This is a genomic window from Mesorhizobium sp. M0715 (assembly GCF_040320355.1).
Taxonomy (GTDB): domain Bacteria; phylum Pseudomonadota; class Alphaproteobacteria; order Rhizobiales; family Rhizobiaceae; genus Mesorhizobium.
Map to the genome: position 1 here is coordinate 24,623 of NZ_JAMYPL010000016.1, position 14,269 is coordinate 38,891.

Below are 14,269 nucleotides of genomic sequence, written 5' to 3' on the forward strand. Positions count from 1 at the left end.
CCTTTCCTTGCAGGTAAACTTTTCAGGTTGCATCGGAAGCAAGCGCTGAGATCGTGGTTTCCAGATCATCACCGGGGCGCAACCTCAGCCATTCCGGCCCCAATTGATGCCTGAACCAGGTGGTTTGCCGCTTGGAATATTGCCTGGTCGCGATCTTCGCGCGTTCGATTGCCTCGGGAAAGCCAATCTCTCCGGCCATCGCTGCCTGCAGTTCGCGAACGCCGATCGCTTTCATCGCCGGCAATTCGGGATCGAGACCAAGTGCTGCAAGCCGCTTGACCTCGTCCAGCGCGCCCTTGTCCAGCATCTGGTCGAAGCGTTTGTCGATGCGAGCGACCAACGCCGCCCGATCCGGCTCGATCACCAGGAAACGTGCGCTTTCCCGGTCGATGAGCGGCTGGCCGCGTTCCGCCTGCCATTCCAGGATCGAACGGCCAGACGCATCGAGAACCTCCAATGCCCGCACGATGCGCTGGCTATCGGTTGGCTTGAGCATCATGGCGGCCGCCGAATCCTCGCGCAGCAGCAGGCTGTGCAGCTTGACGGCGCCCTGCTCCTTCAACTCATAGCGCCAGCGGTCGCGGACCCGCTGCGGAATGTCGGGCATTTCCGAAATGCCCTCGGCCAGTGCGCGAAAGTAGAGCCCGGTGCCGCCGACGAAATTCACTGGCCGTTCGGAGAATGTGCCGTCGTCGATCAACTTCCTCACGTCGCGCAGCCAGGCGCCGGTGGAATAGGGTGTCGCCGGGTGGACATGGCCGTAGAGGAAATGCGGTGCGCGGGCGAGGTCGGCCGCCTCCGGCCGGGCGGTCAGCACGTCGAGCACCGAATAGCCCTGCATGGAATCGGTGTTGACGATCACGCCGCCCCTGCGCTCCGCCAGATCGAGCGCAAGCGCCGACTTGCCGCTGGCGGTCGGCCCGGCTATCAGGATCGCGTTCTTCACGCGGCCCTCGCCCGCCTGCCCGCCGGAATGTTTCATGCCGCTCATCGCCACGCTTGTTTCCCGTCCCACTGAGCGCGCTTTGTCGCTGTCGCTTGCGAATATGGCCTCACGGTCGGTCGGCGCAAGCGCTGTTGTCTGGCTGGCCGAAGGTATTGCCTGCGATCTCGTCCTGCCTGAGGCAGCCGACGACGCCGTCACGAGTGCCGTCTTGCGCACGGCACTTGCCAGCGAGGCCGTCGACGTCATCGTCCAGCAGGCGGAAACCCGCCGCAAGAAAATCCTGATCGCCGACATGGATTCGACCATGATCGACCAGGAATGTATCGACGAGCTGGCCGATGAGATCGGCGTCAAGGATCATGTTGCGGCCATCACCGCGCGATCCATGAATGGTGAGATCGCCTTCGAACCGGCTTTGCGTGAACGGGTGGCGTTGCTCAAGGGCCTCGACGCCGCCGTGGTCGATCGCATCGTCGCCAATCGCCTGACGCTGGCCTCGGGCGGCCGTGTTCTGGTCCGAACCATGCGCGCCAACGGCGCCTGGACGGCACTCGTGTCTGGCGGGTTCGAGGTCTTCACGACGCGCATCGCCGCCATGCTCGGCTTCCAGGAGAACCGGGCCAATCGCCTGCTCGAGCAGGACGGCCGCTTCATCGGGCTGGTCGGCGAACCGATCCTCGGCCGCGCCGCCAAGGCCGACGCGCTGATCGAAATTTCAGCGCGCCTCGGCCTGACGCCCGCCGACGCCATCGCCGTCGGCGACGGCGCCAATGATCTCGACATGATCCGCCTTGCCGGTACCGGCGTCGCGCTCCACGCCAAGCCGACGGTGGCGGCACAGGCCAAGGTCCGCATCGATCATGGCGACCTGACCGCGCTGCTTTATGTGCAAGGCTACAGGCAGGAGGAGTTTGTGCAATGAAACCAATGCGCACCGAGCGCCTGATCCTGCGAAACTGGGAGGATCGCGACCGCGACCTGTTCCACCGCATAAACTCCGACGACCGGGTGATGGAGTTCTTTCCGTTCCGCCGTGGCCGCGCCGAGGCGGATGCCAAGATGGATCAGTTCCGCGCCGCCATCGATCGCGACGGCATTGGCTTTGCGGCCGCAGAAATCGCCGCATCGGGCGAATGTATCGGTTTTGTCGGTATAACCGGAACCGATCACATGGACTTCCTGCCAGCCAGCATGATCGAGATCGGCTGGCGATTGGCGCCTGAATTCTGGGGCAGAGGTTACGTCACCGAGGCGGCTCAGGCATGGCTTGCCTACGGCTTCGAAACACTCGGCCTTGACGAAATCGTCTCCTTCGCCGTCGCGGACAACCGCCGCTCCACCGCCGTCATGGAGCGCCTCGGCATGAGAGCCGATCCACCGGCCGACTTCGATCATCCCGGCATTCCCGACAGCCACCCCGCGCTCAAGCGCCATGTGTTCTACCGGCTCTCCCGCGCCGATTGGGAACAAGGAGAAAGGGCGGCTTGCTAGCCGCCCTTTCCATTCAAGATGAGGATTTCGCCGGATCTTCCGGATCTCAGTCCATTCGGATCGTCACGAACCTGAGCTCGCCGGTCTTCGAGGCCAGCATCAGCAGCGCATTCTTGCGCCCCTGTTCCTTCAAGGCGCCGATGCGGTCCATGACATCCTTGGGGGTGGCAACCGATTCCTGTGCGATCTCGGTGATCACCTCGCCGGGCTGGATGCCGCGTTCGGCGGCTGCCGAGTCCTTGGTGACGTCGGTGATGACGACGCCCGAAACATCGGCCGCGATGCTGAACTTCTTGCGTGTCTCGTCGTTCAGTTCGCCGACCGTCATGCCGAGCACCGAAGCAGTGGAAACGGCTGGAGCCTTGTCACCCTTGTCCTGATCGGTGTTGCTGCCCTCCTCGCCGCTGGCGAGTTTTTCGCCGTCCTCGAGCCGGCCGAGCGTTACTTTCACGGTCTGCTCGACACCCTTGCGCACGATGAGCACATCGACCGCCTTGCCAACCGGGCTTTCGGCGACGACGCGCGGCAGATCGCGCATCTCATGGATGTCCTTGCCGTCGAACTTGATGACGACATCGCCCGCCTGGATGGTGCCATTGTCGACCGGGCCGCCCTTGATCACGCCGGCGACCAGCGCGCCCTTGGCGGTCGCCATGCCGAGGCTTTCGGCGATGTCGTCGGTCACCGGCTGGATGCGCACGCCCAGCCAGCCGCGCCGCGTCTCGCCGAACTGGCGCAACTGGTCGACGACGCCGGACGCGAGCTGCGAGGGGATGGAGAAGCCGATGCCGATCGAACCGCCGGAAGGCGAAATGATCGCCGTGTTGATGCCGATGACTTCGCCGGCGCTGTTGAACAGCGGTCCGCCGGAATTGCCACGGTTGATCGCGGCATCGGTCTGGATGAAGTCATCATAGGGGCCGGAATTGATGTCGCGGTTGCGGGCAGAGACGATGCCGACCGTCACCGTGCCGCCGAGGCCGAACGGATTGCCGATCGCCATCACCCAGTCGCCGACGCGCATCTTGGTGGAATCGCCGAACTTCACCGCCGTCAGCTTGTGGCCTTTCGGATCGACCTTGAGCACGGCGACATCGGTCTTGGTGTCGGTGCCGACCAGCGTCGCCTTCAAGGTGACACCATCGGAGAAATTGACCTCGATGTCGTCGGCATCGGCAATGACATGGTTGTTGGTGACGACGATGCCTTGCTCGGCATCGATGACGAAGCCGGAGCCCAGCGACTGCACCTTCTGCGAGCCGTTGTCCTTGTCACCGCCGCGGTTCTTGAAGAAATCGTCGAAGAAATCCTGGAAGGGCGACCCCTCGGGCAATTGCGGCATCGGCACGGCGCCCGGGCCTTCGGTACCCTTGACCGTCTGCGAAGTCGATATGTTGACCACCGCGCCGAGCAGGCCTTGCGCCAGATCGGCGACCGAAGCGGGCCCATCGGCGGCAAATGTCGGCGTCACGAAGGAGGGGACAGCGACGGCGCTGACAAGAAGTGCCGCCGCGCCGGCGATGAATGTCCGCCGAGCCGCGCACAGAATTGTATTGGATGTCATCGAGAAGCCTCCCGGTATCCTTGAAAAGAAAAGCGCTTCGACGAAAACGCCGCGTCACGCCATGTTGGCAAAAAATACGGCACGTTTGCGGCTATGACTATCGGCAGAGGATAAATCATCGCAGCCGTCATGCGCCTCGTACCAGCCAGACGATGCCGACGCCGATCACGATCGCCGCCAGCCCGGCGATCCGCAGCGCGTTCTCGGGCAGCGACAGCACTTCGGTGGCAAGTTTCCTGGCCAGGCCGGGAAAACCGCCATAGACCAGACCCTCTATGACAAGGACCAGGCCCATGGCGGCAAGAAAATCCTGCACCGGCCGCTACTGGCCGGTGCTGGGCTGTGCCGGCGCGGCGGGTGCCGTCGCCGGAGCGTTTGGCGCAGGCGAAGCCGGCTTTGCCGGCCCCTCGCTGCCGTCGGGGTTGCGGAAGAAACGGAAGAACTCCGAGTTCGGCGACAGCACCATCGTCGTTCCGGTGTTGTCCAGCGCCGTGCCATAGGCATTCATCGACCGGTAGAAGTCGAAGAAGGCCGGATCGCGCTGATAGGCTCCCGCGAAGGTGGCGCTGCGCTGGGCTTCGCCCTCGCCGCGCAGGATTTCCGACTCTTTTTGCGCTTCGGCGACAATCTCGACCACTTCGCGATCGGCGCGGGCCGTGATGCGTTGCGCCGCTTCGTTGCCGCGTGCCCTTAGCCGGGCAGCTTCCGCCAGGCGTTCCGCCTTCATGCGGTCGAAGGTCTGCTGCGAGACTTCGGCCGTGAGATCGGTGCGGCGAATGCGGACATCCTCGATCTGCAGGCCGAGCGATGTGGCATCGGGCCTGAGCTGGTCGCGGACTTCGCGCATCATCACGCCGCGCTCTTCGGAGAGTGCTGCCTCGAAATCACGCAGACCATAGACACGGCGCAAGGCAGCGTCGAGACGCGTCCTGAGCCGGGCCTCGGCCAATTCGATCTGACCGGACACGGCGGAGCGGAAGACCCGCGGATCCGAGATGCGGTAGGCGATGAAGGCATCGACCTCATAGAACTTGCCGCCCGAGACCTGGACGCGGATGTTGTCGAGGTCGAAGCGCAGCACCCGGTTCTCGATCAGCTGCACCGTATCGGCGTCGAAGAACGAGAACGGCGCCTTGAAGTAGATGCCGGGTTCGCTCTTGACGTCGACGATCTCGCCGAACCTGAGCACCAGCGCCTGCTGACGCGCATTGACCACGAAGACCGACGAATAGAGCAGGAACAGGATAACCGCTGCTGCGACGACGATGATGGGAAGACGGTTGGCCATCACTGGTTACCTCCCGTAACGCCACTGGGCGCAGCGGGTGCCGGCGCTTTCGGCTGCAATGCCGGCAGCGGCAGATAGGGAACGACCCCTTGCCCGTTGCCCTGCTCGACGATGACCTTGCTCGAATCCTTCAGAACCTTCTCCATGGTTTCCAGGTAGAGGCGCTTGCGCGTTACATCGGGCGCCTTGGCATATTCGTCATAGACCGAGATGAAGCGCTGCGCCTCACCCTCGGCTTCCTGCACGACCCGGTTCTTGTAGGCGGCCGCGTCTTCGCGGATCTGTGCGGCCTCGCCGCGCGCCTGCCCGAGCTTCTGGTTGGAGTACTGGTTGGCCTGCTCGACGAACTTGTCCTCGTCCTGCTCGGCGCGCTGCACTTCGTCGAACGCATCGGCCACTTCACGTGGCGGTGCCGCATCCTCGATCGAGACGGCGTTGACGTTGAGACCGGCCTTGTAGCCGTCCAGCGTCGTCTGGATGATTTCACGCACCGAGGCGGCAATGCCCTGGCGGTCGTCGCGGAAGATGTCCTGCGCCGGCCGGCGGCCGACGGCTTCACGCATGGCGCTTTCGGCAACCTGCCGCAGCATGCCGTCGGGATCGGACACATCGAACAGATACGCGCTCGGGTCGGAGACCTGATAGGCGACCGAGAACTGGACGTTGACGATGTTCTGGTCGCCGGTAAGCATCAGCCCGGACGTGTTGCCACTTGTCGCGCCGCCGCCGCCGATATCGACGAGCTGCTCGGAAATCTTGGCCGTCTCGACGGTTTCGAGCGGCCACCAATGGAAATGCAGGCCAGGCTGCGACAGTTCGGTCTTCGGCTTGCCGAAGCGCAATTCGACCGCGACCTCGTCGGGCTGCACGGTATAAACCGCCTTGAACGCCCACAGCACCACAAGTGCAGCCGCGATCAGGGCGAAGATAGCCGGGCTCGCGCCGCCGCCACCCGGAAGAGCGCGCCGCAGCCGGTCCTGGCCGCGGCGGATGATGTCTTCGAGATCTGGAGGCGAGCCCTGTGGCCCGCTGGGTCCCTTTGGACCCTGCCCCCAGGGTCCCTGATTGTTGCCGCCGCCACCCCATGGGCCGCCGCCACCGCCGCTTTTGTCGTTCCAGGGCATGAATGTCCTTTCGCTTGGAATTCCCTCAAGCGCCGGTATTACGGCGCAAAATCCAGTATTGTTCTTCTATAGGGACGCCACGAGGCGCTTTCAACGCGATGCGCTGCCGACTTCGTCCGATTTGTCCGGTCGCGACCCTTTGTCTTCCTTCAATGCCCCTTCAATGCCCCTTTTTTCAGTCAATGTCTCTCTCGACGCCGCTCGTAAACCGAATAGCGCGTCGGGTGGCTGTCCTTTTCCCCGGCCGGGACGTCGTGCGAGCTGACAATACGCCAGGAATCAGGATCGATCGGCGGGAAATGCGCGTCGCCTTCGACCGCTGCCAGCACATGGGTGACATGCAGCCGATCGGCCAGAAGCATGGCCTGGGCATAGATTTCGCCGCCGCCGATGACGCACACCTCGTCCACACCGACCATGCGGCGCCCGCGCTCCGTCGCCAGTTGGATCGCGGCTTCGAGCGAATGTGCCATCTCTACGCCCTCGGCGCGCCAGGTCTTGTCGCGGGTGACGATGATGTTCAACCTGCCCGGCAGCGGCCGGCCAATGCCCTCATAGGTCTTGCGGCCCATGATGATGGGCTTGCCCATCGTATCGGCCTTGAAGCGCTTGAGATCGGTGGAGAGCCGCCACGGGAGCCCGCCGTCCCGCCCGATCACGCCGTTCTCGGCGATGGCAACGTAGATTGCGACATGCATCAATTGTCGTCCGTTGGCTCGAGGATCAGGATGTCGATGTCGCGCTCAGGGTAGAAATCACCCGCCGTCATCTCGAAGGTCGTCGGTCCGGTCTTTTTGACATTGTCGCCGCAGAACGAGACCAGGGCTTTCGGGTTGCCCTTGTCGATCGTCAGCTTGAACTTGCCGATCGTGCCGGTGGCCCAGTTGCCGCCGGTGGTCAGGATATAGGCGATGCGGTTCTCGACATATTTGGGGTAGCCGTCAGGGTCGTCCTTGGCCGCCTTGCGCACCGCATTTTCGAATGTGTCGTCCATGCAATAGCGGGCCTTGTAGGCCGCATACTGACCCTGGAATTTGCCGTCGTAGAAGAAGCTGACTGAAGACGTGCCGCCGACGCTCGGCTTGTAATGGTGGGAAACATGAACGTCCTTGTTGGCTGGAAAGGTCGAGCGCCACCAGTAGGTCGAACGCAATTGCCAGAACGGCGTGTAGACCTTGGTCGTCTCGGTGCCGTCGCTGCCGGTGTCCTCGATGATGATGCCGCGGTTGACCCAGTCATCGACAACCGCTTGCGGCAACTTGGCCAGCGCCGCCTTCGCCGCATCGCCGAATGGATAGAACGGCACGTTTTGCGCCTTCAGCTCTGCGCTGATGTCGATGCCTAGCGCCAACACCTTCTGCTCGAGCTGCGGCTTGACGGCGGCACCGTCGATCGTCACCTCGAAGCCGAGGAAATTGTCGCTCTGGTTTTCGGGAATCGCCGGGATTTCTTCGGGATTGCCCGATATTTCGGGCATCGGGAAGGCGACGATGGCCTCGACATCGCGATCGGTGTTGTTGTGGAAGACATAGTCGACCGTGACCTTTTCAGGCGAGATGAAAAGGTCCTCGCTTTGCATCGCCACGGCATCGCTGCGCGACAGGATCAGGCCGCCAGTGCCAAGTTCGGCAACCGAATCATTGGCAAATACGGGCGCAGCCGACAGGGCCAGCACGGCGGTCAGAACATATCGCAACATGGAAGCCCCCTCGGCTAGAATGCTTGCAGGACCCTAGCCGTTTCAATGTGGCGTTTCAAAGCCCTTCCGCATCCGCTAGCGCACCAAAAAGGGTCTGGAGCAAGCGGTCTGGACACCCAGCAGGGGTCTGGACACGCGCCAGCGCGATCTGGACACGCGCCAGCGCGGTCTGGACTAACAGGTTCCGATCGGGCAGGAGTTCGCCCATGCGCAAGCTTCTCGTCATCGGCATCGGCGCCGGCAATCCCGACCACATGACCGTTCAGGCCATATCAGGCCTGAACCAGGCGGATGTGCTGTTCATTCCCGATAAGGGCGCGAAAAAAAATGAGCTGGCCGAACTGCGCCGCCGGATATGCGACCGCTTCGTCACCAACCCGAAGTCGCGCCGCGTTGAATTCGACGTGCCGGTGCGCGATCTGCCAATGGAAGATGGGCCAGTAGAAGATGGGCCGGCCCCCCCCTATCGCTCGACCGTCGATGACTGGCATGAAGCCATCGCCGCCATTTACGAAGGCCTGATCCGCGACGAGATTGCAGGCGACGGCTGCGGCGCCTTCCTGATCTGGGGCGATCCTTCGCTCTATGACAGCGCGTTACGCATCCTCGAGCGCGTGCGCCTGCGAGGAAATGTGGCGTTCGAGCTTGAGGTGATCCCCGGCATCACCGCTGTCCAGGCGCTTGCCGCCAGCCACAAGATGGCGCTGAACCGCATCGGCGATTCCGTTCTCATCACCACAGGCCGCCGCCTGACCGAGGAAGGCATGCCGGACAATGCCGGCAGCGCGGTCGTCCTGCTCGACGGCAAATGCGCCTTCAACACGCTGGACGACAAGGATCTGATCATCCACTGGGGCGCCTATCTCGGCACACCAGACGAGCTCCTCATTTCGGGCCGTCTCGGCGATGTCGGTGCGGAGATCGAAAAGGTTCGCGACTACGCCCGCCGAATGAAAGGCTGGATCATGGATACGTACCTGCTGCGAAAGCCCAGGGAAGAGGAATAGGCCGTACTGCCTACTGCCTACTGCCTACCCTATCCCGCATCAATCTCCGCCTGCAGCGCCTCCATATGCGTCGCCGCCGCCGCAGCCGCCGCACGCTCGATGGCGCGAAAACGGCTGACCACCGCCAGCCCCACAGCCGTCAGTTGCGCGCCGCCGCCCTTGCGGCCGCCGGTCTGTGCCGCCACCAGCGGCTTGCCGAATACCCGGTTCATGTCCTCGACCAGGTCCCAGGCGTGCTTGTAGGACATCTCCATGCCGCGCGCGGCGGCCGAAATGGAGCCGAAGGCGGCGATCTGTTCCAGGAGTTCGATCTTGCCCGGCCCGATGCGCCCGTCGGGGTCGAGATTTATCCGCAAGCTCAGCGACGGCATCATTACTCTCCGCGGTCCAACCTCATACTAGAAGCTCCCTGGCGAAACCGCTATTCCAAAAAGACATAGCGGGATCACCCATCCGCCTCTGCGGGCAGGCCGGCGCCGGTGTTCGCCCGATCGAAGCTCACCGTCTTGATCACCGCGAAAACCTTGCCGCCAAGATGGAGCTTCAGCGCCTGCCGCGACTGTTCGGTGATGCGGGCAAGCACGGTTGCACCACTGCAGTCGATACCGACCTCAACCGCGGGCCCTTCGCCGGGGCTCATCGCGGTAATGGTCCCCGGCAGGATGTTGAGCGCGCTGAGACCCCTCGGCTTTTCGGTGGCGATCATCACATCGCGGGCGCGAATACGGATGCGCACCGGCGTACCTGTCTTCATCGCCAGCTGTGGCACCCGGAGCTCGCCCGCGGCCGAGCCGAGCACGGTCATGCCGAAAGTCTCGTCGTGACGCAGCACCCTGGTGTCCAGCACGGCGCCGCCCTCGCCGCGCTCCTCCGCCGGCAACAGGTCGAGCCTTTGCATCACCGCCTCGGTCGGCCCGCTGGCAACGACATTGCCCTGCGCCAGCATCACCACGTCGCTGGCCAGCCTCGCCACTTCGGCGACTGAATGACTGACATAGACGATCGGGATTTTCGTCTCGTCGCGCAGCCTTTCGACATAGGGCAGGATTTCGGCCTTGCGCGCTTCGTCGAGCGAGGCCAGCGGTTCGTCCATGAGCAGCAGTCTGGGGCTGGCAAGCAATGCCCGGCCGATCGCCACGCGCTGTTTCTCGCCGCCCGAGAGCTTTGCCGGCCGCCTGTTCATGAGCGGCCCGATGCCGAGCAGGTCGACGACGGCATCGATACCGGCGTAGCGCTCCGCCGGCGGCGTGAACCAGCGGCCGTAGCGCAGATTGCTGGCCACGCTCATATGCGGGAACAGCCGCGCATCCTGGAACACCATGCCGATGCGGCGCTTGTGCTTCGGCACGAAAATGCCGGCACCGGTATCGACCAGCACACGGCCGTCGACCTCGATGCGTCCCTTGTCGGGCCGGATCAGCCCGGCAATCATGTCGATCAGCGTCGTCTTGCCCGACCCAGACGCTCCGAACAGCGCCGTCAGCCGCCCAGCGCTTTCGAAGCGGGCGTCGATGGCGAAACCGCCGAGCCGATGACTGATGTCGACGAGAACGCTCATTCGATGTCCAGTCGCCGGCCGACACGCCGCGCCAGCACCTCCGAAGCCACCAGCGCAGCCATGGAGATGACGATGGAGATCAGCGTCAGGCGGAGCGCCCCTTCATCGCCACCCGGCACCTGCGTGAAGGTGTAGATCGCCGACGGCAATGTCTGCGTCTCATTGGGAATGTTGGAGACGAAGGTGATGGTGGCGCCGAACTCGCCCATCGCCTTGGCGAAGGCCAGGATGGCGCCGGCGATCAGCCCGGGCAGAATCAACGGCAGCGTGATGGTGGCAAACACCCACAGCGGATTGGCGCCGAGCGTTCCCGCCGCCGCTTCCATCTTGCGGTCCACCGCCTCGATCGACAACCGGATCGCCCGCACCATCAGTGGAAAGCCCATGACGCCGCAGGCCAGCGCCGCACCCGTCCAGCGGAAGGAGAAGACAATGCCGAAATGCTCTGCCAGGAAAGCGCCGGCCGGGCCGCGCCGGCCGAAGGTGAGCAGCAGCAGATAGCCGGTCACCACGGGCGGCAGGATCAGCGGCAGATGCACCAGCCCGTTGAGAACGGTCTTGCCCCAGAACTGTCCCCGGGCAAGCAGCAGCGCAATCAAGATGCCTGGCGGCAGGCTGGCGAGCATCGCCACCGTTGCCACCTTGATGGACAGCCGAACCGCATTCCATTCGTCGGGAGTGAGGTCCAGCAGCCAGTTCATAGTGCCCCTTGGAACTCAGTTGCTCGGCGCGAGCACGGTAAATCCCTGATCCTTGAACAGCGCGGCCGCCTTGGCCGACTGCAGGCATTTCAGGAAAGCCGGCGTATCCTTGTCCTTCGAATCGGTGGTCTGGGCAACCGGATAGATGATCGGCGGGTGCGAATCCTCCGGGAAGGTGCCGACCACCTTGACGCCCTTTTCGGCATGCGCGTCGGTGGCATAGACGATGCCAAGGGCGGCTTCGCCCGTCGAAACCAGCTTCAGCGCCGCGCGCACGTTTTCGGCCTGCGCCACCTTGCCTTCGACCGAAGACCAGACGCCGAGCGTTTCAAGTGCGGCCTTGCCGTATCTGCCGGCCGGCACCGCCTTGAAATCGCCCATGGCGAGCTTGCCGTCGCCGATCAGCTTGGCGAGGTCGAAGCCCTTCTCGATCCTGGTTTCGACCGCCGAGTCCTTCGGCGCCACCAGCACGATCTGATTGCCGAGCAGCTTCACTTCGGTGTCCGGCTTGGTCAGCTTCTTGTCGGAGAGATATTTCATCCAGTCGAGGTCGGCCGAGATGAAGACGTCGGCAGGCGCCCCGCCCTCGATCTGTTTGGCCAGCGCCGAGCTCGCGGCATAAGAGACAGTCGCCGTCTCGCCGACATCGGCCTCGCAGGCCTTGTTCACGGCGTCGAGCGCGTCCTTGAGGCTGGCCGCGGCAAACACCACCACCTTGTCTTCCGCATGTGCTGCCGGCACGACTGCCATCAGCGCCGCAGCGAAGCCGCCAATGGCGATCGCCCTCGATCCAAAACCTTTGCGCAGCATGGGAACTCTCCTCGGTTTGAAAGCTAGTCAGCCCTAAGTCTCCGACCGATATATCCGCATGAATATAACAAGGGAAGGCCCGGCGCCCCCTGAAAGCGTCCGTACGACACCAATTGTCCTGGAAAGACCGGCAAAGAAACCCTGGAAAGATCAGTGCCCGCAACATCCCCTCCGGGGAACGATCGCCGAGATCGTCAAGGAGCCACCACCTCGCATGTCATGATCGGCGTTGGCGGCGGCCATCGTCACCGCCTCGCTCACCAACGAGGCCGTCGCCGATCTCAAGCTCGAAAAGGGCAAGCAGGCCTATGCCGTGGTCAAGGCCTCGGACGTGATGGTAGGCATCGACTAGGGCCTGTCCTAATTTATTGGGCTTAGGCCGCAAGCCTATGGATCAAGGCATCTTCGACATAGATGCCATTGATGGTGTTGTGAGAAAATCGCACCTCACCTAGACCATCAACCCGCATGGCGATACCCAAGCCGGCGATGAGCCGGTCGTCCGCTGATGTGATCTTCACCTTGCTAAGATCTAAAATAGGCTCTTGTGGACGTGCCTTGCGCCAGTCAGCAGCAATGGTTGCCGCATCGAGATATTTTTTTTCGAGATCCTTTCGTGGGCCGCGATAGGCGATAATCATGCGCCAATTGTCGACGTCACTGTTGTACAACCATAGTGCAGCTGCAACTCCGAATCCCTTTTCATCAAGAGCACGAATTAGGTTGATGCCGGCGTCGATGTCGATCCTTACCAACGATCCTGAAGCCATCTGAATATTCCTTGCTCTTCGTCGACCATCGCGTTTCGCATGGCCGTCGCCTCGAACACATCTATCATATCGTAACGCGAAGCTTCATTCCAATCTGAGACCGCCGACCAATGGCCATCGAATACAGGCGACGCCGTCCGGCTTTCGGTAAGATCCACAGACAAGCCAGCCAACGCCACAAGCCGGTTGAGGTCATGGCTGTAAATGTCTTGGACGAATTTCTTATCAGGAATGGTATCCGGCTGAAAAAGCCGCGAAATTCGTGACTTGATGGCAATTTCCGCAGCGTACCCGAAAAGATAGTAAGCATTCGAATAGCGTTCGTTCTGAAACAAAAGTTCTGCGTCTTGCAGCTTCGCATTGGCTATGGCTTGAAGCGCGGTCCGCTCTAGCGTCATACCGCTATCGGCGCCTTGATCGATGCATCGGCGACGTAGTTTTCCAGCCGGAAATCCTCGAAGCGGAAGGCGAACAGGTCCTTCACCTCGGGGTTGATCCACATCGTCGGCAGCGCCCTCGGCGTGCGCCGCAGCTGTTCGCGCGCCTGCTCGAAATGGTTCGAGTAGAGATGCGCATCGCCAAGCGTGTGGACGAAATCGCCGGGTTTCAGCCCGGTGACCTGCGCCACCATCAGGGTCAGCAGGGCATAGGACGCGATGTTGAACGGCACGCCGAGAAAGATATCGGCCGACCGCTGGTAAAGCTGACAGGAGAGCCGCCCTTCCGAAACGTAGAACTGGAACAGGCAGTGGCAGGGTGGCAGCGCCATCGCTTCCACCTCGGCTGGATTCCATGCCGAAACGATCAGCCGCCGCGATTGAGGGTTTTTGCGTATCTCCTTGAGGAGATTCGCGATCTGATCGATCGAGCCGCCATGGCCATCCGGCCAGGAACGCCACTGCTTGCCGTAGACCGGGCCGAGATCGCCATTCTCGTCGGCCCATTCGTCCCAGATCGAAACGCCATGGTCGGTGAGGTATTTGATGTTGGTATCGCCGGCCAGGAACCACAGAAGCTCATGGATGATCGACTTGAGATGCAACTTCTTGGTCGTGGTGACGGGAAAGCCGCGCGCCAGGTCGAAACGCATCTGGTAGCCGAAGACGGAGCGGGTTCCGGTGCCGGTGCGGTCGCCGCGATCGGCGCCGTTGTCCAGCACGTGCTGCAGGAGGTCGAGATACTGGCGCATCGGTTCCGGCTCGATTCGGTTGTCCAGCCATCATAGCTTACGGACAGACAATCGAACACCACAAAGCAGCGCAAGCCCTGCCCGAAGCCCGCCAGTCCCCAACAACATCAGGGCTGGCGCAT

17 protein-coding genes and 1 pseudogene are annotated in these 14,269 nt (G+C 62.7%); 4 read left to right on the forward strand and 14 right to left on the reverse strand.

The window, feature by feature from the left end:
- Positions 1-22: 22 nt before the first annotated feature.
- Positions 23-991, reverse strand: a complete 969-nt coding sequence (miaA, locus tag NKI21_RS19190; RefSeq protein WP_352866779.1) for a tRNA (adenosine(37)-N6)-dimethylallyltransferase MiaA — start codon at positions 989-991, stop codon at positions 23-25.
- Here miaA and serB point away from each other — a divergent pair.
- Both serB and NKI21_RS19200 read left to right on the forward strand, forming a co-directional pair.
- On the forward strand, positions 981-1,868 hold the full coding sequence (serB, locus tag NKI21_RS19195; protein ID WP_352442871.1) for a phosphoserine phosphatase SerB: 888 nt from the start codon (positions 981-983) through the stop codon (positions 1,866-1,868). The two genes, miaA and serB, sit on opposite strands and share 11 nt — an antisense overlap.
- Positions 1,865-2,437 carry a GNAT family N-acetyltransferase gene (locus tag NKI21_RS19200; RefSeq protein ID WP_128305780.1) on the forward strand — a complete coding sequence of 191 codons (573 nt, stop codon included), beginning with the start codon at positions 1,865-1,867 and terminating at the stop codon, positions 2,435-2,437. The genes serB and NKI21_RS19200 overlap by 4 nt, the downstream gene beginning before the upstream one ends.
- Before the next feature lie 46 nt (positions 2,438-2,483).
- On the opposite strand, the gene NKI21_RS19205 is transcribed toward NKI21_RS19200, so the two are convergent.
- The 6 genes from NKI21_RS19205 to NKI21_RS19230 all read right to left on the reverse strand — a co-directional run bounded on the left by NKI21_RS19205 (position 2,484) and on the right by NKI21_RS19230 (position 8,112).
- A complete protein-coding gene (locus NKI21_RS19205) occupies positions 2,484-4,001 on the reverse strand; it encodes a DegQ family serine endoprotease (RefSeq protein WP_352442872.1) in 1,518 nt (505 codons plus the stop codon).
- Between the two features lie 127 nt (positions 4,002-4,128).
- Positions 4,129-4,317, reverse strand: coding sequence for a DUF2065 domain-containing protein (locus NKI21_RS19210; protein WP_023813072.1), 189 nt, complete (start codon positions 4,315-4,317; stop codon positions 4,129-4,131).
- A 6-nt stretch (positions 4,318-4,323) separates the two neighbouring features.
- Complete coding sequence (hflC, locus tag NKI21_RS19215; protein WP_352442873.1) at positions 4,324-5,289, reverse strand: protease modulator HflC; 966 nt, start codon at positions 5,287-5,289, stop codon at positions 4,324-4,326.
- A complete protein-coding gene (gene hflK, locus NKI21_RS19220) occupies positions 5,289-6,413 on the reverse strand; it encodes an FtsH protease activity modulator HflK (RefSeq protein WP_023813074.1) in 1,125 nt (374 codons plus the stop codon). The genes hflC and hflK overlap by 1 nt, the downstream gene beginning before the upstream one ends.
- 179 nt (positions 6,414-6,592) lie before the next feature.
- The gene (locus tag NKI21_RS19225; protein ID WP_352442874.1) at positions 6,593-7,111 is read right to left on the reverse strand and encodes a dihydrofolate reductase; all 519 of its coding nucleotides are present in this window, start codon (positions 7,109-7,111) and stop codon (positions 6,593-6,595) included.
- Entirely contained in the window at positions 7,111-8,112 is a 1,002-nt protein-coding gene (locus tag NKI21_RS19230; protein ID WP_352866784.1) for a DUF4424 domain-containing protein, read from the reverse strand. Before NKI21_RS19230 ends, NKI21_RS19225 begins: the two co-directional genes overlap by 1 nt.
- Positions 8,113-8,318: 206 nt before the next feature.
- On the opposite strand from NKI21_RS19230, the gene cobF reads away from it, so the two are divergent.
- Positions 8,319-9,119, forward strand: a complete 801-nt coding sequence (gene cobF, locus NKI21_RS19235; protein WP_352866787.1) for a precorrin-6A synthase (deacetylating) — start codon at positions 8,319-8,321, stop codon at positions 9,117-9,119.
- 29 nt (positions 9,120-9,148) lie between these two features.
- Here cobF and NKI21_RS19240 read toward each other — a convergent pair whose 3' ends face one another.
- From NKI21_RS19240 to modA, 4 genes are all read right to left on the reverse strand, one after another.
- Positions 9,149-9,490: a winged helix-turn-helix domain-containing protein gene (locus NKI21_RS19240; protein WP_095087111.1), complete on the reverse strand. Its 342-nt coding sequence runs from the start codon at positions 9,488-9,490 to the stop codon at positions 9,149-9,151.
- Positions 9,491-9,564: 74 nt separating this feature from the next.
- On the reverse strand, positions 9,565-10,677 hold the full coding sequence (gene modC, locus NKI21_RS19245; protein WP_352866791.1) for a molybdenum ABC transporter ATP-binding protein: 1,113 nt from the start codon (positions 10,675-10,677) through the stop codon (positions 9,565-9,567).
- Positions 10,674-11,378 carry a molybdate ABC transporter permease subunit gene (gene modB, locus NKI21_RS19250; RefSeq protein ID WP_127293102.1) on the reverse strand — a complete coding sequence of 235 codons (705 nt, stop codon included), beginning with the start codon at positions 11,376-11,378 and terminating at the stop codon, positions 10,674-10,676. Before modB ends, modC begins: the two co-directional genes overlap by 4 nt.
- A gap of 15 nt (positions 11,379-11,393) precedes the next feature.
- Positions 11,394-12,188 (reverse strand): molybdate ABC transporter substrate-binding protein, encoded by a 795-nt coding sequence (modA, locus tag NKI21_RS19255; RefSeq protein WP_352866795.1) that lies wholly within the window; start codon positions 12,186-12,188, stop codon positions 11,394-11,396.
- A gap of 149 nt (positions 12,189-12,337) precedes the next feature.
- Between modA and NKI21_RS19260 the strand changes: the two are divergent.
- Positions 12,338-12,540 (forward strand): annotated as a pseudogene (locus NKI21_RS19260) (TOBE domain-containing protein).
- 22 nt (positions 12,541-12,562) lie between these two features.
- Here the strand turns inward: NKI21_RS19260 and NKI21_RS19265 are convergent.
- The 3 genes from NKI21_RS19265 to NKI21_RS19275 are packed head-to-tail and all read right to left on the reverse strand — an operon-like array spanning position 12,563 to position 14,147.
- On the reverse strand, positions 12,563-12,958 hold the full coding sequence (locus tag NKI21_RS19265; protein ID WP_155930600.1) for a hypothetical protein: 396 nt from the start codon (positions 12,956-12,958) through the stop codon (positions 12,563-12,565).
- Entirely contained in the window at positions 12,937-13,356 is a 420-nt protein-coding gene (locus tag NKI21_RS19270) for a hypothetical protein (protein WP_352723419.1), read from the reverse strand. The genes NKI21_RS19265 and NKI21_RS19270 overlap by 22 nt, the downstream gene beginning before the upstream one ends.
- The gene (locus tag NKI21_RS19275) at positions 13,353-14,147 is read right to left on the reverse strand and encodes a thymidylate synthase (RefSeq protein WP_109668127.1); all 795 of its coding nucleotides are present in this window, start codon (positions 14,145-14,147) and stop codon (positions 13,353-13,355) included. Before NKI21_RS19275 ends, NKI21_RS19270 begins: the two co-directional genes overlap by 4 nt.
- Positions 14,148-14,269 lie beyond the last annotated feature (122 nt).